Here is a 21,887-nt window from a genome sequence, read left to right on the forward strand (position 1 = left end):
ATGGGATTTAGATTAAACACATCAAAGGAAACAAAAGACATATTTGAAGAAATAAGTAAAAGTTCTAGCCTTAAACCATTTGCTTTAAGTAAAATAGCAGTTTCTATGTCATTAAATGATCCAACTTCTATTTTAGAATATAAAATTAAAAATACACAAGGATTAGAATTACAAAGAGCTACTGTAACAGGTGAATTTGATTCAATATATAAATCACTTATAGAAGTAAACCTTGGTAGACATATAACTGATGATGAATATTATCCATATTACATGAAACTTCATATGGATAGAGGTGCTGAGCTTCTATCTAATAAGTATAAATATGCAGGTGGTAATTTAGAAAAGTTTCTAACTAACTTACTACAAAAAGGAGATGCTAGTATATGATATATTTAGATAATAGTGCTACTACTCCAATTGATCCTGAGGTATTAGATGCAATGTTACCATATTTAAAAGAGGAATATGGTAACCCCTCTAGTAGATACTATACACTAGCTGTAAATGCTGATAAAGCTGTAGAAAAAGCTAGAGGACAAGTTGCCGCTTTAATAAATGCAGAACCAAAAGAAATAATTTTTACTGGTGGTGCTTCTGAAAGTAATAACTTTATTATTAAAGGTGTAGCTGACTATAAAAAATACTACGAAGAAAAAGGTAATCATATACTTACTTCTACTGTAGAACATAAATCAGTACTCCAAACATGTAAGTTCCTAAATGGTGATGTTTTTTGGAATAAATCCGAAAAATCAATTGCAAGCAAATTCTTAAAGAAAAAAAGTACTGATAAAAAAATAAACCGTGGATATGAAGTATCTTTTCTTCCAGTTAATAAATATGCTCAAGTTCAAGAAGATACTTTTAAAAATGCAATAAAAGAAAATACTATACTTGCATCTTTCATGTGGGGAAACAATGAAATTGGATCATTAAACAATATAGAAAGTTTATGTGCTATAGCTAAAGAAAAAGAAATACTTTTTCACTCTGATGCTACTCAAGTATTAGGTAAAATAGATATAGATGTTAAGAAAATCCCTGTAGACTTTCTTTCCGTATCAGCTCATAAAATATATGGACCCAAAGGCGTTGGAGCTGCATTTATAAGACAAACTGGATTATCTGACTATAAACTTACATCGTTAATACATGGTGGACTCCAAGAAAGAGGATATAGAGCTGGAACATCCGCTGTTCATAATATCGTTGGCTTTGGTAAAGCTTGCGAAATCGCTAAAAGAGATATGAATGAATATATTAAGAAAATTTCTGATTTAGAAATTGAAACCAATAAAATGCTTACTGAAAAATATCCTGGGGTTGAATTTCTAGGAGATCTTAATAATCATATTCCCGGAGTTATTGGAGTTATGATTCCTGATATTGTTAATGATATGCTAATTAAGGATATGGCTGATAAAGTTGCTATTTCTTCTGGGTCTGCTTGTGGAATTGGGGAACCTTCTTATGTTATTAAGGAAATTGGCAACTCTAACAAAAGTAGTAGTTTTCTCAGAATTACATTAAGTAAAAATAACAGATTTAGTGATATTGAAAAAGCGAGAATTTAATTCTCGCTTACTTTCTTTTACTATCTGGGTTATTTCTTGTTCATACTTTTCATATATTCCATTTTCTAGTTTTTTCGAATAAATAGTTATTATCTTCCCTTGAGCGTATGATTTACAAGCAGGTATACTTTTTATCACAACACTTTGCTCATTTAAATGAATTGTATGTGTAATCGCACCATTAAATAAATGTATTTGCAAATTATTATTTAGTCCTGAATTAACATATATGTTTTTCCATTTCTTTAATACTTCTTGAGTTTTCATTTTTACATTATTGCCCATATGGTTACTGTAAAATTTCATAGTTATATCATTATTAAAATCAGACATAATAACCCTAACTTGCACTTTATTTTTTAGCGCTTGAGTTAACATTATTTCATTATCTCTCGTCCAACCATCGCCATATACATGTAAAATATCTATATGTTTTTTGGCGCATTTAATTATTTTTTCTGGGGTCAGTGCTCTTTCATTATTTATATCTATTTTCTTTATTCCTAACTTCATAGCATCAATCTCACTATTAATTCCACTACTAATGTCCTCTATCAAATTTTCTTTTTTAATGCATTTATCTAATATATCTAATAAACAGCTTACTATACATTTATAAGAATTATTTAACTTATTCTTTAGACTATTTTTTTCATTCATTCTTATTTCTCACACCTTTCTAAAAACAATATTTATTTAAGACTAATTTATATATGTGCTTTCATATATTTCAAACTAATATTTTTTTTTTATGTTACAGCAATAGTGAATTGCAAAATCTACCTAATTATTTGTGATGAATGGGAATATGCCCCCCACTAAAAAAAGAGAGATCTGTCCATATAGTTTTACCGGTAACAACTAGTTTATCACAGCCATTTATTAGTTTTTAATAGCCCAATCAATTATTAAGTTCCGCGGTGCATGTTTTTATACTAGACAAAAACAGTTATTTATGTTGAAAATCAAATTTTCAACATAAAACTATCATCATAGTATGGAGTTCTTTTCTCAATCAATTATCAATGCTGTTTTTTCTGCAAAGGCTCTTATATGTAAATTATCAAATCTAAAAATACAGCCTGGTTTCTTAGGCTGTATTTTTAGATACATTTTATTTTCCCTTCATCAATTCCCAAAATGCCTTATCCCTAACATAAATAGGCCTGTCTGCATTTCCAAACTTAACTAAACTATGATGTTTCTCCAGTGATTTTATCTTACTATATATATTGTCTTCTTCTGCCTTATTTTTAGCGTTAAATATAAATTTAACATCCTTATTATTTAAGTCAGATACATTATGAACTATCCAAGATAGAATATAGTTTGCATATTCATTATCTCCTGTGGAGAAGTGACTTAATAACTGAGTAGAAAGTATTGTTCCTACACCAAACATTCTTCCTTCTTTTAGTATTTTCTTTAAGCTCTCAAAGTTCTTACCTAAGAAGTTATCTGCTTCATCTACTAATATTAATTTTGTTAATTGTCTATACTGCCCTTCTGTTTTACTTTCACCCAAGACAAGCATTTGAGTGTAGAATATATCAAGCGTTATCGCTACTATTAAATTTTGTATACCAGTATCATAACCTGCTAAATTAATTACTGTTACTCCATCTATTAGTTCAAACAAGGATTTAGTTTCTCTCATATCTGGCTCAAATATTTCGAACTCGTATATATTCATAAGTGCTGCATAAAGACTATCTTCTCTCACATCTTCATTTTCTAAATACAGCTTGCATACATCGTTTAATGTAGGCGCTGGTTTACTCCAAGTGTTTTTATCTACTTTACTTATTCCTCTTCTCTCATATGCCTCCATTATTTTATCTCTAAGCAACGTTTCTTGCTTAATTCCTAATCCAAAGGCTTTCGAAATAGTTTCTTTTAGAGTATTAGCAGTATGAAGTGGTAAAAGAGGCTTTGGATTCTCCGTTAATACTAATGCTAATGGGTTATATGGCAAATGAAAAATATTATATACTTTAGCATTAGTGGCTTTTACAAATTCACTCTCTATATAATCACCCTTGTAATCAAATATTAGTAGGCCTAATTTTTTACCTCCTACATTATATTTATCATTAGCATGAAGCTGATATATTAATGATTTTGTAAACTGAGTTTTCCCAGTCCCCATGGTTCCAATTATACCAGTATTGGTATGGAAGGTTTTATTTGTATCTGTTGGATACCATTTTATCTCTTTATTAGTTGACGCATTATACCCAAATAAAATCTCCATAGGCTTATCACTATCTGTTTTATATGTAGGAGATATAGGCCCTGGATCCTGAACTCCATACGTATTAAATAATAGTTCTTCTTTTACAAAATCAGTGTGTCCATTAACAATTTCATCTTTTAATTCATTAACATTAGATACAATATGCCTGTAGCCTTCTTCTTCCGAAAGATTAATAACGTTAAAATTTTGGCCTTCGAATTCTTCAAATTTTGAAGCAGTGCTATATATTACCCCTTCTTTAAAAGACATTACTGCTCCACGTCCTATATGCATATCAAGTTCGTTGCTTATAGTATAATCATCATTTAGAAGTTTAGTTCTAACTTCCGATTCAATTATTTCATCCCAATGCTGTTCTTCCCAAATATTATATAATTTCATTTTCTCTGCACTTACTATAACTAGTTGCATTATAAAGTTTCTATAAATTTTCTTACTTGCTCTTCTCTTATCATTTTCTTCATCTATAAGGTTTATTTCAAAAAACTCTCTTGTTTTAAATGCTTGTTCTAATGCTTTATCTATAACCCCTGGTTGATTTTTACCTATCTTAACTTCTATTGGGTAGAAATGAATCTTTAGTTTTTTAGCAGTGTTTTCTATTCCTACAAGTAATAAATCATCTGAATATTTCCCTTTTCCGCCTAGATTTTTAACTGAGAATAAACCATCTGATTTATTTAGTCCCGCTCCACCAGATACTCTTAGAATTTCTTCTAATGAAATAGGTACCAATATTATATTAGGATTATAGAAATATGCAAGACTTAATTTTATAGCAGAAATTATACTTAACTTCTCTCTTGGAAATTGTGAGTTGCTCGATATTAATCTTAGTAACCAATCCCCATTTACAGCATTAAAACAATTTATGACATCTATAGCTGCACCTTGTTTACAATCTATGTTCTTTCCATGTAAGAACTCATTTATTATGGCTTCATACTGTTTGGATTTACGTGTAACAGTAATTGCATCATATCCGCTTGAGGAAGTATATTGATCACTATAATGGATAATTAATAAGTCTTTTGCTTCTTCATCATTTTTAAAAAAGTTCAAATCAACTTTTGGATCTATGAATGTTACCCAATGTGACGAATCATATATTTTGTCTAACAACTTTTTATTTTCCTCTGATATTGAGGTTGTTCTGCAAATATTTTCTTTATATGGTGAATTAGTTTTTATAACTTTCACTAAAGAATTTAATTTTATTGCTAACCTTAATAAACTATTATTTTCATTTAGTTCCATATACTTGCTTCCAAATCCAGTTCTATAAGAGCTCCCCAAAAATTTTGAAGGTACCCCTGATATTAATCCTTCCAAAGAAACTCCTGTTTTTATATCATTCATAGTACTGTCTTCTTCAACAGCATATTGTTCCATCTCATAAAAAGATACATGACAATATTCATAATTATTAGTTTCATTATTTTTCTTATAGAAATGAACCTTGTCTCTATAAATACTTAATACATCTTCCTTTGAGTAGTCATTACTATTATCATTGAATTTAAAGTCTACACCTATGTTTTCTTCTGTTTCTGTTGGTGTATTGTAAAATGACATTTCTTCAAATACATTGGAAGTGTCTTTCTCAGAGTATATATTTATATCTATAGGAAGCAAGTCCTCTGGCTTTACTTTCTTCAAAAGCTTAGTAGTATAAAACTCAATTATACCTTGTAATATCTCCTTACAGTCTCCTGTGTTTATAAGATTAATTTTAACAGCAGACTTTGCTGAAAGTTCAAACATATAAGAAAAGTGTTCGATGAATTCATCAATTTTTTCTCTAACTAACTTTGAAACAAAGTTTCTTGAACCTTTATATCTAGGTAATCTATAATCAACATAATACTTCCATTCTGGCGAATGTTGCTGCTCCACTGGCTTATAAAGATTTCCTTCTCTTGGACAAAGATACGGAAGTAAATATATCGATTCTAATTTTCTAGTTAATTCATCAGGAATTTTCTCATTACCTACTACTTCATTTAATCTAATTTGATAAGCAACATTTAAAGGATGTAGAGGTGTTAATATTAATTCTTTATCTCCATCTTCTTTACTTATTGTGCCTATCTTTAATAGATTTATTTCTTCTTCATTTTCTATGTAGTCACCATTTTTAATTTTATCTGCCACTTCTAAATACTTGTTTACATAGTTTTCACTTAATTTAGTTAATTCTTCGTTATAATATGACACACTTGGTATTAGTTCATTAACTTTATAATACTCGATTAATTGCATATAAGATACTTTTAAATCTACATCTATATCAATATCTACTAAAGTTAATTCATTATCTCTTTCAGTAAAATACAATCCACCACTTTTGATTATTGCTTTTTCTTTTATTAGATTTTCTCTAAACTCATCCCTTGCGTAATACTCCCTGGTACCATGTATTAGTTTATTATTAATATATTGGAAACTACTTTTCTTTTCTCTTTTTAAACACCATACACTTTGACCAGTTATTACTACCGCTTTGCTACCTTCATCTTTAATTGCTAAAGGTATAATTGTTCCATCAATGTTTAAATTGAATTTGCTAATTCCAGTGGTTTCATCAGCCACTAAATCATTAAATATCTCTATCCTTTCATCTAGTGAAGATATTATTACCTCGCCATTTGTCTCAGATAATGTTATTTTATTAATAGATGCTGCTGTTGGATTTAAAACTATTTCTTTATCTTCTACATTAAGAAGTAATAGATTTACTTTCCCCTTCATATAAACATTATAATTAGTTTTTATTACTTCATTTCGAAACAAGCTGCTATCAAAATCAATCACTAATATTTTAAATTCAAATTTAACCTTACTACTATCTTTATCCTCATATTTTACACTATTAAAACATACTCGGTTCATTTCATGATCTATTTCAACTAATAACTTTTTCCCAGAAGTTTTTGCTGATGCTTCTTGATTTTTTCCTATCGTAATATTTCTTTGCTTTAGTGTATCATCAAAAATATACTCTAATCTAATTTTATCTAATTTATTTTTATTGAAAATTAATATATTTCTAATTCTCCGTTTAGCGACACCTGAGCCTTCTTCTTTATCCCAATATTCGCTTTCATCCAGGTCATATAACTTATGCCCTTCATATTCTAATTTCTTTTTATTGATTATTATGTCCATAGAATGTTTAACATCTTTATACTTAACATCTTCCCAATTGGAATTTTTTAGTTTTTCAACACCTTCATCATCAAAAAGCTTTTCTAATTGCTGTTCTGGATCACCATACTTATGTATATTATCTACCTTAGTAAATATATCTGCATTATTTCTTAATCTGTTAAAAGCATCTTTTTCGCTGATAATTTCATCATTTAATTTTCGGTCATAAAATAAACCAAAACTTCTATATTCCTCTTCTTTTATTCCATTACTATTTAATACTTTTAAAATATCCTCATACTGAAATAAAGACGTATTTTCTTCATAAACTTGATTCGTTCTTTTATCTAAATCATACTTAATTATAAGTTTATCTGACCGTGCAAGGTTACTCTCTTTTATTTCTGATGCTATATCTTCAACTATAGACTTTATGTGAAAAGGCATTCCTTCTCTTTGGAAGCTTACAGTCCCCCCTACAATACTATCTAGTGTAGTATTGTGAATAAATAATATTGCTGTATTTTTAAATAGATGCTCTTCATTACTTCCGGCTTTATTACGTAACAATGTTAAAAAATCAGGCTTAATGTTATTAATAGTTGCCGCAACAATAATCTTTATATCATTAACATTAAAACTAAACGTTATATATTCATCTGTACTTGCTGTATATTTAAATACTTCTGAAGAACAAACATTTTCTAACTCTTCATATAAACCCTTTACCTGCTCTTCTTTTTCAAATTGTATATTAAACTTGTCACCATTTTTAATGTTTACTTCATTAAGGTAGATAACAATTTTTTTTGATAAATAATTATAAAATTGATTTAACATATTGTGCATCACCACTATCACTCTTCTTTTCTAATATATTTAATTTCTCAAATAACTGAACTACCTTATTTTGCGAATCTCTATCGAAGAAAATTCCACGTCGTTCATACTCTTTAAATAAATCCTTTAACTTTAACTTTCCTTTATCCTTTATACATAAATTAGTCATAAAAATTAAGTTGTCTTCGGTAAAATTCAAAGTATATCCCAACTGTCCTCTTCTTCTTAAAAAATTCACTTTACAAAACTCTGTGAACCAAGTGCTATAATCAAGCTGTCTACCTTTTCTTCCAGAATTAACAAATTGATAGTTAATTAACTTATATAATTCAAATATATGTTGATACGCCTCATTATTTTCATAATGCTTTGCAATATTGTATGTTATAAATTCTACATCATCCACATGTACCTTATAAATTTCAATTAGCATTTCCAAATTTGAATTAAATTCTTTTAATTCTTCACTATCCATGGTATCAATAATTTCTTTTAAATCTAAATATGTGGAATTTTCTTCGTAATCGTTATGATTTAATAATTCCAAACAGTTAGCATGTGAAAATAATGTAGTTATAGCATTCTCTATAACTTTCCAACCAGAATTGTAACTTATCCTAGATTTAGAGGTATTCTCCCAATCTAAATTAAAATATATCTCAACTGGTTTAGATATATCAGCTTCAAACATTCTATTTAAATTAATAGATAATTGTGAAACATAAAAGAAGTAATAATATTTCAATAATTTTTCTATGTTTTCAGTATAAAATTTAGGTTTATCTAGCATATACTTAAGGTCTTCCATAAATAAATTTGATATATATGGCATAAAATTTCTATATGTGGTTTTATTATCAGTATTTATTTCTCCTAGTTCAGGCAAACATCTTACAATAAGTCTTAAAAAAATATTTTCTGGTTCATCAATATATGCTGACTTTATTTTAGTTATAACTTCTTCATCTTTATTTACAAGTACATCAAATAAAAACTGCCCAAGTTTTTTATTTGTAATGTCTTCAATAGTGACGTAGTTTAAAACCTGAGGATGGAAAATTTCAATACTATCATATTTATCAAAAAATAATTCTTTCATCATACCCTTAAATACACTTCTATTTTCTTCTTCCATTTTAACTTTATTCATCACATTTTTTATTAGCTCTTCATTTATATCTTTCTTATATTCTAATTTATTGGTAAGCCTTCTAGAAAATTCTCCTATGCATGAAGAGAAATTTATTACCTTTGTTTTAAATACTGCTTTATATTGTGTTGTATAAGGCAAAATAGATATTTTCTTACCTGCATTATGTTGTAATGATTTCTTTTCATCATTAAGCTTGTAATCACTTCTAATTTCATCAAAATTTATCGTATATCTCATAATTTATCACTCCAAAAAACAATATTCTCCATAATCATCAAACTCCAACTTGTATTTTTTAGTTATTCCCGCAATATTATATTCAAATGCTAACTCTTGATTTTGTGATCCTAATAACATAATATTATTCATGAATTCGACAAAATTAATATAATTATTCTTTTCTTTTTTATTAGGCCTGTACCCATTTTTAATATTCATAAGTAATTTATATAGAGAATAATCTATCTCAATTTTATAAACTATATTTTTATTGTTATTTTTATTTTCAAATTCCAAAATCAATTCTGGAATAAACTTAAATAATTCTTGATCATTTTTTTCAACATAATTTTTAATATTACCTATAACATTTAATTTTTGACTTATTTTATACTTACCTTGATTTTTACCGATGACTATATTAATTCTTTCTTTGTCATTATTGTCGCCGTTCCATTTGTATATTGCTTCTTTAACATCAAGAAGTGTTTTTTTAAGTTCATTCTTATTTCCATTATTCCAGTAATATAAGTTCTTTATGAAATCATAATATAACTCATCTCTAAAAGAATTACTTTTATCTATCGATTTAAAAGAATATAATCTTAAGAAATACTTTATTATATTTATTCTTAAAGCATCTTTGTCCTTAATTGTATCAAGCTTTTCTTCTTTTATAGAATTGTTATTCAAAGCTAATGTTAAATAATCGTTATCTTTAATATTAATATTCTGGTTGAATACATTAAATAAGTTAGTAGTATTATTCAATTTAATAATGATTGCATCCATTTCTTCATCTCTTAAATTTATGGGATCAACCTTTTTTAATGCCTCTAATATCTTAGATAAATCCTTATGATCAAAAATTATATTAGGCATCATACATTCTAAATATTCTTTAAAGTTTAATTTTTTCAATTTATTTTTAATTTTTAATAATGTTATATTATCAAAACGGCTATCTACAATAACATCATACATAAAGTTTAATAGAGCTCTTGTAGAAATAATTATTTTTTCTTTGATTATTACTTCCACCAATAAATCTATAATTTTATTTTTAGTTTGTTCGTTCATTAATAATTCGTAATTATATTTAACTGGACATCTTTCATTTTGTTCACAGCTATTGCAACATTTTTCTTTGTAGCTAATATAAAATGGATTCTTATCATTTTCCCCAGTGATTTTATTTATTATATCTTTTATGTATTGTGACCTTCCACCTTGATTGGTTAGCGTATACATATGATAATCACTAAAGTTTATAAACTGGAATAAACTATTTTCAGCAAAATAATTTTCAGTTATATTAGCTTCTAATATTTTCTCATCTGCTACATACTGCGTTAATTTTGTGTAATTTGATCCATATTCCGAATCAATAAAGTTATTTAGAGTTCCTAAATTTATAGCTAATATACATTTTTCAATTACGCCATTATTTAATTTTTCATCCGAGAAATTTTGTAGTACATCATTTAAAGTATCAATTGAAGTCTTTTCTGGATCTAAACTTTCGGTGGCATCATTATGTAAAATAAATTCATTCATTAAGCCTGCATATTTGTTTTTAAAATATGATATTAAGTGAGATTTCCCATCACCAACCCCACCGCAAACCAATATTAACTGAGATTTATTTGATTTTGATGATTTCTCTATTAAGTCATATAATTCATCTTGAACTTTCCTTTTTACATGCATGTACTCTTTAAACTCACTAAAAGAATCTAAATTTTCTACCGCTTCCTTTGATGATTCTTTTAATCTCTTTAATTCTTCTATTAAGCATTCTTTTATCTGACTCACTATATTGCCTCCTTCTTGGAAGTTTATACTTTATTATACTATACTTTACTATTTATTTAAAATTAAAACATGGCAACTTTGCATAGCCTCTATCAATAACACATCTTTTAAAATGTTTTCTTTAAATGCAGTAGAATCACTGGTGATTATTCTTTTATTAAATTTAACCATCTTACTCCACCCCTATAATCATCCACATCCACTATACATCTAGGAATCAAAAACATGCATTTCCTTCACTTAAATCAATTTTTATTAGTAATCCCTCCCAGTTTAACCGATAGCGTTTACACTATCTTTATTTATATAAATTCTTACATTAGCAATGGCTTAAACTGTTTTTATACCAATAAATTCAAGCTATCATACTCCATATTAAATGCCCTAAATCAGAATTATTATTCCCCTCTATTTATAATCTCCAATATTCCATCGCCATACTTCTCAATTTTTTTCAGCCCAAAGCCTTTAACTTGTTGAAGCTCATCTTTTGTTATTGGTTTACTCTGAATTAATAACTCTAATACTTCATTATTAAATATAAGGTATTCATATACATCAATATCTTTATACTTGTCATCTTGTAATACATTTTGAATTAAATATTTGGTTGAATGACCTATCCCCCCATTATCATTATATCTTTAGCTAAATTATTTTTGTAAGCTTTTGCTCCTAATTCAGCTATATATGAAATACTGTTTCCTAAAATTATTATCATATCGACTTGCGAGATTCCATTTAGAAATTCTCATTTGCTAACAACTATTTTTATGCGCAAAAAAAGTATATATTACGTATAATGCATTTTAAATAGTAATATATACTTTTTTCTTTTTTCTTAATTTTATATTATATGTAAGTAACCTCTAATGGATTTCTATCAACTAATTTAGTTAACATTTCTCTTGATACAGGTTTATCTTTATAATTTCTTTTAAGTTTCACAAGTTAGATGAAGTTTAGCTTTTATACATATTTTAGGTTTTTTTCTCCAAAATGTTCTTACTTTAATAATTCTTCATAATTATTTTTTATTATTTTAAATACAATTTCACTAAATCCAGATTCTGACCTTAGTATAGGAAAATCTTCCAATGTATCATTTATAATTCTTTTTATCTCTTCTAAATCAATCTTAGGTAGATCGTAATCATACTCTTCTAATATTGGCTTATAATTATTCCTTGTAAACGCTGTTGAATACCAGGTATTTTCTAAACCTTTATTATTAAGAACTCCTGATAATCCTAAATTATTATCAAAATTTGGTGCAAGGCCTATTAGTTCTCCATCTTTTCTTAATATACCAAAGTTAAATGTATGTCGATCTATGTTGTAACACAACGCATCCATAAATGTAATATTTAAAAAATCTTCTATATAGCCAAGTTCTTTTATAATACTTATAGAATCATCAATTTCCCAATAGTCACGAACAAAGCTGAACATTGGCTCGAAATCCACTTCGCAATTATTAGTAAAGTCTTTACATTTAACTAATGCTCCATCTTCAATCGCTTCATATTTAACAGCATTGAATCCAAGCGTAATAGCAATATTTCCTATTAATACTTCAGCAAAATTTTCCTTCAAAGTACCTTTTTTTATCATGTACCAGTATCCATCGATGAGCTTCCAACACTTCTCAAAACTTCCTATGTTGGTTAATTCAGGACTTATATCTACATCTTTAAAGTTTATTTCTGTAGCATTACCGTATAAAGCAATAGTATTTAGTCCATCAGATAACCTACTTCTCACTTCACTATAAGTTATATCTTCATTGGTCCATTTTAACCAATAACTATCTGTAATACTTATAGCTCTAGCTTTAATAACTATTTCCTTAGGCACCTCTGATTTAACACTTAATCTTCGCCTTACTTGTCTTGAATTTGTCCTATGAGTGTCTATCACTCTAGTTTGTAGCCAGGCTTCTAAAGCACCTACATTCTTATTTATCATTATTGCTGGTAATAGGTTATCATCCATAGACTTTACAAACTCTGTATCTTTTATTTCAGCTACTTGTTTGTCCTTATACATCAAATACCCAGTAAAATTATTTTCTTCCTTCTTTGAATATTTTTTTGCTATGTCTATAAAATCTATTTTTTTCATATATTCCCTCCATACTTTAATGAATATTCTAATTCTCTTATATTATAACCAAGCTTTGTATTTTAAACAACGACCATCGCTAGCTTAATAATTCTACAATCCTTTAATTTTTTATTTAGAGAAAAAATGTTATAATTATATTTGTAATTATAAAAAAGAATAAATGAAGTGTTCGTTTAGAGCATACCTTTACGTAGGGTTGTTTGTTTTTAAATTAAAATGGAGGTATTACACATGGAAAACAATAAAATAAAAACGAAAGTTTTAAGACCTAAATTTGATAGCGATTTAGATATCATAGAGTTATCTAAGGAAAATATAGTGGATGAAGATATATTTTCTTATGGAACTATTAGTGATTGCTCTTTAGAAAACCATAAAGCAGACATGGTAAATTTTAAACAAGTTATATTTAAAAAAGTTATTTTTAATAAGATAGCTTTTAGACGTATAGAACTTGTGGATGTGAGATTTGAAAATTGTGATTTATCCAATGTAGATTTTAATGAGGCTTCATTACATAGAGTAGAATTTGTGAACTGTAAGATTATTGGTATTAATTTAAATGAAGCCACCCTTAGAAATGTGATTTTTGAAAATTGTAACGGTCAATTTGCTTTTTTTAGTTATTCTAATTGTAAGCAAGTTGCATTCCTTCAATGTCAATTACGATCTTCCGACTTTCAAAATTCAAAATTTTTAAAAGTTGAATTTCAAGAGTCTAATCTACTCCATGCTCAAATGAATTTTACAAGTCTTAAAGGAATAGATTTTACTAGTTGCGATCTTGAAGGTATAGGAGTAAATATTGCTGATGTTAAGGGTGCAATAGTTAACACTATGCAAGCTGTTTCTCTATCGAGCATACTAGGTCTCATTGTTAAATAATCACCTTTATAACCCTGTCATGAACTAATACATGTAAACTTGCTTATATTTCTTAATAAATAGAATTGATAGTCCTATTGTTATAAACTCCGCAAAAGGTACTATAATCCAAACACCGTTTATACCTAGCATGTTAGGCAAAAACATGAACCCTATAATCACAAAAACAAATGCTCTTGAAAAAGATACTATAGCTGAAATCTTCCCATTTGAATATGCTGTAAAAATTCCTGAAACATAAATATTTGCTCCTACAAATAAAAATGCAACTGAGAAAAGTTGAAGACCATTTAATGCTATATCAAAAACATCACTATCAGGACTTGCAAAAAATCCAACTATAAAAGGTGCAAATGCTAAGCATACTATAAAAATCAAAACTGAAGATATCAAAATAAACTTCTTTGAATGACTATGAATTTCTTTTAACTTATCTTCATTTTTAACACCATAATTAAAACTTACCATTGGCGCTACTCCACACACAAACCCTAAATAAGTAGATGTCATTAAGAAGTGAGCATATAAGACTACAGTAACAGCCGCCACTCCATCTGCCCCTGCAAATTTCATAGCAACAAAGTTAAATAAGATTGTTGTTATAGCCGCAGAAAGCTCTGTAACCATTTCCGATAATCCATTTGTGGCACTTTCTAATATAATCTTAAAATTAAACTTTGGAATTACATATTTTAAAGTAGATTTGCTAGACATAAAATAGAAAAATGCAATTATTAATGTAATAAACGCCCCTAGTATAGTTGCAAGTGCTGCACCTACTATTCCCATATCAAATATAACCATAAATATATAATCAAAAATTATATTAATAATTCCACCTAGTATAGAAATAAACATACTAAAATTAAAGGCTCCTTCTGCTCTAAGGAAATATTCAAATAGTATCTTGACTATGAAAATTGGTGCAGTTACCAAAAAAATTATGCCATAACCCTTTACATAAGGCATTAATTCATCTGTAGCACCTAATAATTTAAATATTTCTTCTTGATAGATATATCCAAAGACACTAATAAATACTCCTATAACTAAAGTTACTAATAGCATTAAAGAAAATCTACTATTAGCTTCCTCATACTTATTCTCACCCATAGATATAGATATAAGTGCACTACCACCTGTTGCAAACATGATTCCTATACCACACAAAACACTTATTATTGGAAGCACTATGTTAATGCTTGCCAAAGCATCCGATCCCACAAATTGTGCTACGAAAATACCATCTATAATTGTATATAACGATATAAAAACCATTGAAATTATAGCTGGTGAAACAAATTTAATAAATTCCATAAAACTTAACTTTTTTGAAAACAATTTCTCCATAAATATCCTCCATATTTTAAATTCATACTATTTAACGACAGTTCAGAAGGTAAGTCTCCCACTTCTATAAGTTGGAGTTCTATACTATAACAAAGAGAAAACCTCAGTGGGAGTATAAATCTCATTCTGACGTCGTTAATATTTCAGCTCCTCAGGAGATGATTTAATGACACTTTGTATTCTAAGGTATATAGTTACTATATACGCAATAGCTTTATTAAAATAAAGGAGAACTTTAAAATGAATGATAATAAATACTTTTCAACTGGAGAGTTTGCAAAACTTGCAAATATTTCAAAGCAAACTTTAATTTTTTACGATAAAAAAGGAATCTTTTCTCCTGAATATAAAAATAATAACAACTTTAGATATTACTCTTTAAAGCAATTTGATACTTTAGATTTACTAATTACTCTAAGAGATATCGGTTTATCACTTGAGGATATTAAAAAATATTTAGATACTAGAACCCCACAAAATGCTATCAATATATTAGAAAAAGAAAACAATTCATTAAAAAAACAAATAGAACATTTAAAAAATATTGAAAAAAAGATTGAGAATAAAATAGATATAACAAAAAAAGCTATAGAATCTGAATATATTTCAGAACCATATATCAAAGAATGTGATGAAGAATTTATCATAAAATCAGAACAAGTTGAAAGTAATGACTTTAAGATTATAACAATGGAAATGATAAAATTTATGAATTTTTGTAAAAAAATCTCTTTTTTAATAATGAAAACCCCATTGGCGCAATTGTTGAGGAAAAAGATATAAAAAATAATAATTTTACAAACTTGCACAAATTATATATTAAAATTAACTCTAATATACATAATGAGTACTTATATATAAAACCAAAAGGGACTTATGCTTGCATAAATCACAAGGGTAGCTATGAATCATCGAGTACATCTTACTATAAATTATTAAACTTTATAGCACAAAACAACTATGAAATACTTGATGATTCTTATGAGGATTGTTTGCTAGATTCATTTTCTTGTAAGATGAGTAATGACTATTTAACTCAAATCTCTATTCTGGTAAAATTTTATTAATTACTCTTATTTCTAGCTAGACACATAAGCCCATTACTGAATTACTTTTATATTGTCAATAGAAACTTTTTATAAAGAAAAGGATAACAATTTAAACATCTTTATTTACTACGTTAATTTATTGACATTTTTGAACAATGTTATTATAATAAACAGTGTTCACTGACCAACATATAGGAGGTGCAAATTTGGGGATAACCAAAAGACGCGAAGCAGATAAAAAAGTACTAAAACAAAAAATATTCGATAGCGCAAGTAAACTGATAATAGAGCATGGTTACGAGAAGCTGTCTATTAGAAAACTAGCAAATGAAATTGAATACTCCCCTGCTATGATTTACAACTATTTTAAGAATAAGGATGACATTATAAAAGCGATTACCCTTGATAACTACGATAGAATATTTAGAGAGCTTTTATGTATTGATTTTGAAAGTATGACACCTAAAATAGCTTTAAAAACAGGCCTTTTAACACTTGCACAGTTAATACTAAATCACAGAGAACAATTTAAGGCTACGCTTTTAAGTGGTGTTAATACTACAGGTGAGATGGCAAGTGATAACGGCGCTATGGATCTGATTATAAACATACTGAATAAAGGGGTTTCATTAGGGAATTTTGTTATAGATAATACCAAGTTTACAGCATTTCTACTAACTACAGGCATCTTTGGTGTGGTGAATATGTTTGTGTTAAATAATATTTATGATGAAAATATGATAAATGCAACAATAAACGCTTATGTAGAAATACTTGTTAAAGGAGTTACTAAATAATGAAAAGAGGTAAAAAAATTATAATTTGGATTTTAGCAGTTATTGCTTTATTTATTTTAGGTGTATTAATATGGTTTAAGATTCCTTATTCACCCATAAAATCAAATTTCTCAAAATTAACAAATTATCAAATAGCAAATATGAAAACACAAAATGGGATTTTTACCACAGAGGATATTTCAAAACTACCCTCACCAGTGCAAAAATATTTTAAGTATTGCGGATATATTGGTACACCTAAAATGTCAAACATGAAAGCCTATTACTACGATGTTGATTTTGTATTATTAGGTAAACCGAAGCTCAAAATTAAATACACCCACTACAATTTTGTAGATAAACCAGAGAGGATTGCATTAGTTGACACAAGCATGTTTGGTATCCCTTTTGAGGGTATTGATAAATACCAAGATGGCATAGGTTCTATGAAAGGCGTTATCGGAAAGGCTATAACTTTATTTAATGAAAAGGGTGAAGGCATGGATAAATCATGCCTTGTTACCTACCTTGCAGAAGGTTTATTAATGCCAAACAGTTTTTTGCAAGACTTTATTAATTGGGAAGAAATTGATGAAAACCACGCAAAGGCTACTATAACCTATTATGGAATATCAGCAAGTGGAATCTTCGCATTTGATGATAATGGTGCAATCACAAGTTTCACTACAGATGATAGATCATATAGCGATGTAAATGGTAACATACAAAAGGTAAAGTGGTCAGCAGTTTGCGAAGAGTATAAAGATATGAACGGAATAAAGCATCCAACAACTCTAAAAGCTATATGGCACTTAGAAACAGGAGACTTTATATACTTTGATAGTAGGAATATAGCAGTAAAATATAACGTTACAAAGTAAATCTAATATTGTTATTACATAACGAATATAACACAACTACAATGAACATAGTCCTATAGTTATAAACTCCGCAAAAACTTTTTATAAAGATAATGATTTAACATCTTTATTAATCTAATGCATGTAAAAGGGATTTCCATATTTAGAAATCCCTTTTGCATAATATTTTTTTTGAAAAATTCTTTTCAACTTTTATAAAATACTAAATACATAGCATTTCTAGCACTCTTATTTTAAGCTAAAAGGCATCGTATATTTAACGTCTCCACTTAACACTGAAGTAATATTTAAATCTTGTCTTACCTCTCCGCAAATGATTACCTTTATATTTTCAGGCTTCCAATCATCTCCCGGAGCGGTGTATATAGCTTTTCTTAACCATGTATTTGTAATAGTATCTGCATTAATAGTTTTAGGTAAAGTCAAATTATAGCTGTCTGTTTGATTTCTTTCAAAATCATTTCCCGGATTGTCCAAGGGCAATTCAAATTTCTGCCCATCCTGTGTTTCAATGCCAAAGTATACATAATCGTTGGTACTTGCATAATCAAAGTCTGCTGTTTTAATAACAACTTGTAATTGATTAAAGTTAAGTGATCCTACTGGCACAGTATTCGATGCTTCATTTATAAACCTATATAGGAACATTGCTATACTTTTTTGAGAATTTGGTAATGCTTGTCCCAGAGAATAATCCCAATCTGCATATGAGTTAGACATTGTAGATTTGGAAAAATATAATGATTTTGAAAGCTTTCCCCAGTAAGTATTGTTTTTTGTAATCCAATTTGAAAAATCAGCTGTTGTAATAACATTTGCATATACTGACTCCTTAGTCGTTCCATTCATTGTATTAAGAAGGTACTTGCCTATGTTATTATCGGCATATGTCTCATATTTGACATGTCCTACGCTATCTACCGCTGTAATATTCGCAGCATGATAAGGGCAGTTGATATCTCCTAGGTAGTGAATAGCTTGTCCAAGTAGTTTTGAAGCATCTTGGTAATTCCCCTTTTTCCATTCATTTAAAGCCAGTGCTGAAAATTTTCTACTTTGACTGTCTGCTGTTTCTGTAACAGTATAACTAGTATACCATGGCGCCGTATGAGTGAAATTATATCCTGTATCTGGATCCCAGAAGTGGTCTTGATACAAATCATATCCATTTGGATCAAAATCTGGGAAAGTAGACCCAATTCTCAAATCATTAATATATTGATTTAAAAGTTCTATATTATCTTTTACTTTCTGTGGTTCACCTGGATCTAAGTCGTTATTTAACATTTCCACCGCTTGATCCGTAATCACTGCATGAGTTCCCGTTCCATCCTTATTACCATTCCAACCGTAAGCTGTACCGGTCATAAAAAATGTTGCAACTGTAAAGATTAATATAATTAAAGGTTTTGTTTTCTTCATAATTACATTTCCCCCTTTTTTACTTTCAAAATTTTGCTTCTTTTATTATAATTATACACATTTATGTAAAGGTTTAAATAGCATTTGCATGATTGGTTGTTGAAATGTCATAATCGAATATTTTTTTGTATTTACAGGTAATTTTTTTATCATTTTATTAAAAGAGCAATGTTCAGTATAAATAAATTTTCTTTTTCTTCTATTTGTATTAAACCATCATATTTGTTTACTATGTAATTTATATTTTCAAGTCCGAACCCATGGTTTTCCTTATCGGGATGTGTTGTTTTATGTTCCTCTGTACCTTCCTGTTTTGCTCTGTTTGTGGTATTTGTAATTTTAATGATTAGATGTACCTTTTCTATATACATTTTGATTCGAATGAACTTATTTCCATCTGCTATATTTTCACAAGCTTCTATGGCATTATCTAGTGCATTTCCTAAAAGTATAGAGATATTCACAGGATCTATTTTAATATCTTTAGGTAAATTTATATCTATATATAATTCAATTTTTCTTTCTTTTGCGATAGATAACTTGAAATTTAACAATGCTGCAATAATAGGAATATCTATGTTTAGAATAGTATTAATTTCTGATGTTTTACTTGCTAGTTTTTCAGAATATTCTTTTGCGACATTTATTTCTCCTGTCTTTAAAAGCCCGTAGATACAACTGATATGGTTGTTAAAGTCATGTCTCTGTGCTCTTAATGTATGAATTAACTCTTGTATATTGTTCATATAAAAGATCTGCTTTTTATATTCTATTTCTTGTAGAGACCATTCTACCTCTTTTTTTGAATAGATTAAAATTTGTTGGATAATTTTCATGATAACAAAACTGAAAAGTATTATACAGAGGGTAATGAATCCTATAAAAAAATTAGTTTTAAAAAAAGTTTTCCCCTCATATATATTAAAAAAAATAGAATTGAAAAATATATTTATCATTAAAACAATAGTAATTTGGTAAATAAGAATTTTTCTAATATAAGAAGTACTCACTTTAAATTGTATAAAAAATAACATGACTATTCGGGTGGTCACTGCACTGATTACTCTATAAATGTTTTTTTGCACAAGAAGACCCGGAGAAACGTGAAATACCATACTTGTAATAATAACACCGAGAAAATCAAAGGTTGCCAGACATCCCATAAACAGAATCATTACAAAAAATAGATTTCTTAAGTTGCAATTAAGGGTTATAAAATAAATTACAATAGTAACACATAAAATAAGGATAACCCCTAAAAAGTTTGCATGCCCTAACCCTTTATTTATAAGTTGAAGAAGGATGCTTTGAAATAGAATAATGAAAACAACCGTATACTTATTTTTAATTTTTTTTTGAAGAACTAGAGTAAGAAAAAAATACAATATGTAACATTCTAGTAGATTAATTGAGAATTTATAAGCTCCCCATAAAAAGCACATGTATCCCACCTCCTAACGGAATAAATTATGACAGGAAATTCTCCTAACTTCATTCACACATGCTCTGCTTACAGGAATATATAGATTTATTTTTTCCACACAAATTTGTTGATTTTTGTAAAATGAAATTTTCTTATTATTTACAATAAATCCTTGATGACATTGTGTAAAACAGGTCATATCTAAATGATCCTTTAGATTTTTAAAACTTTCATTAAATTCTAAATTTTTTCCCTTGCACACAGCAACGATTTTCCTCAAATGTTTTTCAAAATAGTAGATGGAATCGTATTTAATGTTGTAGATACCTTCCTTAGTTTTGATAGTTAGGTCTTTTTCCTCTTCTGCATAACGATAGGTAATTTTCAGCTTTTCGGATATTTCTTGAAATAAATTTTTAAATCTCTCTTCTGTAATCGGTTTGATAATGTAGTCAAAAGCCTTTATGCCAAAAGCATGCAATGCATAATCTTTAAATCCTGTAATAAATATAATGATTGCATTTTTATTAAGTTCTCTAATTTTTTTTCCTATTTCCAGTCCATTCATTCCTTTCATTTGGATATCTAAAAAGCAAATGTGTGCAGGCTTGTATTGTATTTGGGAAAGTAATTGTTCACCACTGTTAGAACAAATGATATGAAATTTTTTTTCTTTGTTGAATGATTCCATATATTTTTCAATAACTCTTACTTGAACAGGTTCATCATCACAGATTGCAATTGTATATTTCATAAAAATCAACTCCTTTTATACGTTACCATACAATGTCAACATCGTACTTCTTATTAGGTATCCCGCTGGTCCGCATTGAATATCAAACATTTCTTTTAGCGATATAAAGCGGCGTATCACCTTTTTCTATGAATTTATTTATTGAAACATTTTTCCTGGGAATTACAGAAGAAATCTCAACCATTCTATCATAATAACTTTGCTAAATT

General features: G+C 28.0%; 18 protein-coding genes. 7 read left to right on the top strand and 11 right to left on the bottom strand.

Annotated features, from left to right (window positions below; translation table 11 throughout):
• Complete coding sequence (locus ACWJKP_RS14670; RefSeq protein ID WP_462961282.1) at positions 1-390, top strand: DndE family protein; 390 nt, start codon at positions 1-3, stop codon at positions 388-390.
• A complete protein-coding gene (locus ACWJKP_RS14675) occupies positions 387-1,577 on the top strand; it encodes a cysteine desulfurase family protein (RefSeq protein ID WP_462961283.1) in 1,191 nt (396 codons plus the stop codon). The genes ACWJKP_RS14670 and ACWJKP_RS14675 overlap by 4 nt, the downstream gene beginning before the upstream one ends.
• Here ACWJKP_RS14675 and ACWJKP_RS14680 read toward each other — a convergent pair.
• From ACWJKP_RS14680 to ACWJKP_RS14710, 7 genes are all read right to left on the bottom strand, one after another.
• Positions 1,530-2,237, bottom strand: a complete 708-nt coding sequence (locus ACWJKP_RS14680) for a hypothetical protein (RefSeq protein WP_462961284.1) — start codon at positions 2,235-2,237, stop codon at positions 1,530-1,532. The genes ACWJKP_RS14675 and ACWJKP_RS14680 overlap by 48 nt on opposite strands.
• 454 nt (positions 2,238-2,691) lie before the next feature.
• Positions 2,692-7,824, bottom strand: a complete 5,133-nt coding sequence (gene dptH / locus ACWJKP_RS14685; protein WP_462961285.1) for a DNA phosphorothioation-dependent restriction protein DptH — start codon at positions 7,822-7,824, stop codon at positions 2,692-2,694.
• The gene (gene dptG / locus ACWJKP_RS14690; RefSeq protein WP_462961286.1) at positions 7,805-9,214 is read right to left on the bottom strand and encodes a DNA phosphorothioation-dependent restriction protein DptG; all 1,410 of its coding nucleotides are present in this window, start codon (positions 9,212-9,214) and stop codon (positions 7,805-7,807) included. The genes dptH and dptG overlap by 20 nt, the downstream gene beginning before the upstream one ends.
• Positions 9,215-9,220: 6 nt before the next feature.
• Positions 9,221-11,011 carry a DNA phosphorothioation-dependent restriction protein DptF gene (gene dptF, locus ACWJKP_RS14695; protein ID WP_462961287.1) on the bottom strand — a complete coding sequence of 597 codons (1,791 nt, stop codon included), beginning with the start codon at positions 11,009-11,011 and terminating at the stop codon, positions 9,221-9,223.
• A gap of 48 nt (positions 11,012-11,059) precedes the next feature.
• Entirely contained in the window at positions 11,060-11,182 is a 123-nt protein-coding gene (locus tag ACWJKP_RS14700; RefSeq protein ID WP_462961288.1) for a hypothetical protein, read from the bottom strand.
• A 227-nt stretch (positions 11,183-11,409) separates the two neighbouring features.
• On the bottom strand, positions 11,410-11,634 hold the full coding sequence (locus ACWJKP_RS14705; RefSeq protein WP_462961686.1) for an HRDC domain-containing protein: 225 nt from the start codon (positions 11,632-11,634) through the stop codon (positions 11,410-11,412).
• A 382-nt stretch (positions 11,635-12,016) separates the two neighbouring features.
• The gene (locus tag ACWJKP_RS14710; RefSeq protein WP_165414177.1) at positions 12,017-13,135 is read right to left on the bottom strand and encodes a HipA domain-containing protein; all 1,119 of its coding nucleotides are present in this window, start codon (positions 13,133-13,135) and stop codon (positions 12,017-12,019) included.
• Positions 13,136-13,369: 234 nt separating this feature from the next.
• Here ACWJKP_RS14710 and ACWJKP_RS14715 point away from each other — a divergent pair, with 234 nt between their 5' ends.
• Entirely contained in the window at positions 13,370-14,023 is a 654-nt protein-coding gene (locus ACWJKP_RS14715) for a pentapeptide repeat-containing protein (RefSeq protein WP_462961289.1), read from the top strand.
• Between the two features lie 24 nt (positions 14,024-14,047).
• Here ACWJKP_RS14715 and ACWJKP_RS14720 read toward each other — a convergent pair whose 3' ends face one another.
• Positions 14,048-15,373 (bottom strand): MATE family efflux transporter, encoded by a 1,326-nt coding sequence (locus tag ACWJKP_RS14720; protein ID WP_462961290.1) that lies wholly within the window; start codon positions 15,371-15,373, stop codon positions 14,048-14,050.
• A 240-nt stretch (positions 15,374-15,613) separates the two neighbouring features.
• Between ACWJKP_RS14720 and ACWJKP_RS14725 the strand changes: the two genes are divergently transcribed.
• The 4 genes from ACWJKP_RS14725 (at position 15,614) to ACWJKP_RS14740 (ending at position 18,079) form a co-directional block, all read left to right on the top strand.
• Positions 15,614-16,156 carry a MerR family transcriptional regulator gene (locus ACWJKP_RS14725; RefSeq protein WP_165414180.1) on the top strand — a complete coding sequence of 181 codons (543 nt, stop codon included), beginning with the start codon at positions 15,614-15,616 and terminating at the stop codon, positions 16,154-16,156.
• Positions 16,157-16,176: 20 nt separating this feature from the next.
• On the top strand, positions 16,177-16,440 hold the full coding sequence (locus tag ACWJKP_RS14730; RefSeq protein WP_165414181.1) for a GyrI-like domain-containing protein: 264 nt from the start codon (positions 16,177-16,179) through the stop codon (positions 16,438-16,440).
• Positions 16,441-16,628: 188 nt separating this feature from the next.
• A complete protein-coding gene (locus tag ACWJKP_RS14735) occupies positions 16,629-17,219 on the top strand; it encodes a TetR/AcrR family transcriptional regulator (RefSeq protein ID WP_165414182.1) in 591 nt (196 codons plus the stop codon).
• A complete protein-coding gene (locus tag ACWJKP_RS14740; RefSeq protein WP_165414183.1) occupies positions 17,219-18,079 on the top strand; it encodes a DUF6544 family protein in 861 nt (286 codons plus the stop codon). The genes ACWJKP_RS14735 and ACWJKP_RS14740 overlap by 1 nt, the downstream gene beginning before the upstream one ends.
• Positions 18,080-18,307: 228 nt before the next feature.
• Here ACWJKP_RS14740 and ACWJKP_RS14745 read toward each other — a convergent pair whose 3' ends face one another.
• From ACWJKP_RS14745 to ACWJKP_RS14755, 3 genes are all read right to left on the bottom strand, one after another.
• Positions 18,308-19,501: a phospholipase C gene (locus ACWJKP_RS14745; protein WP_165414184.1), complete on the bottom strand. Its 1,194-nt coding sequence runs from the start codon at positions 19,499-19,501 to the stop codon at positions 18,308-18,310.
• Between the two features lie 149 nt (positions 19,502-19,650).
• Positions 19,651-20,247 (bottom strand): sensor histidine kinase, encoded by a 597-nt coding sequence (locus ACWJKP_RS14750; protein ID WP_224578825.1) that lies wholly within the window; start codon positions 20,245-20,247, stop codon positions 19,651-19,653.
• 708 nt (positions 20,248-20,955) lie between these two features.
• A complete protein-coding gene (locus ACWJKP_RS14755; RefSeq protein ID WP_165414186.1) occupies positions 20,956-21,678 on the bottom strand; it encodes a LytR/AlgR family response regulator transcription factor in 723 nt (240 codons plus the stop codon).
• Between the last annotated feature and the right edge of the window lie 209 nt (positions 21,679-21,887).

This window comes from Clostridium sp. CM037 (assembly GCF_055081095.1).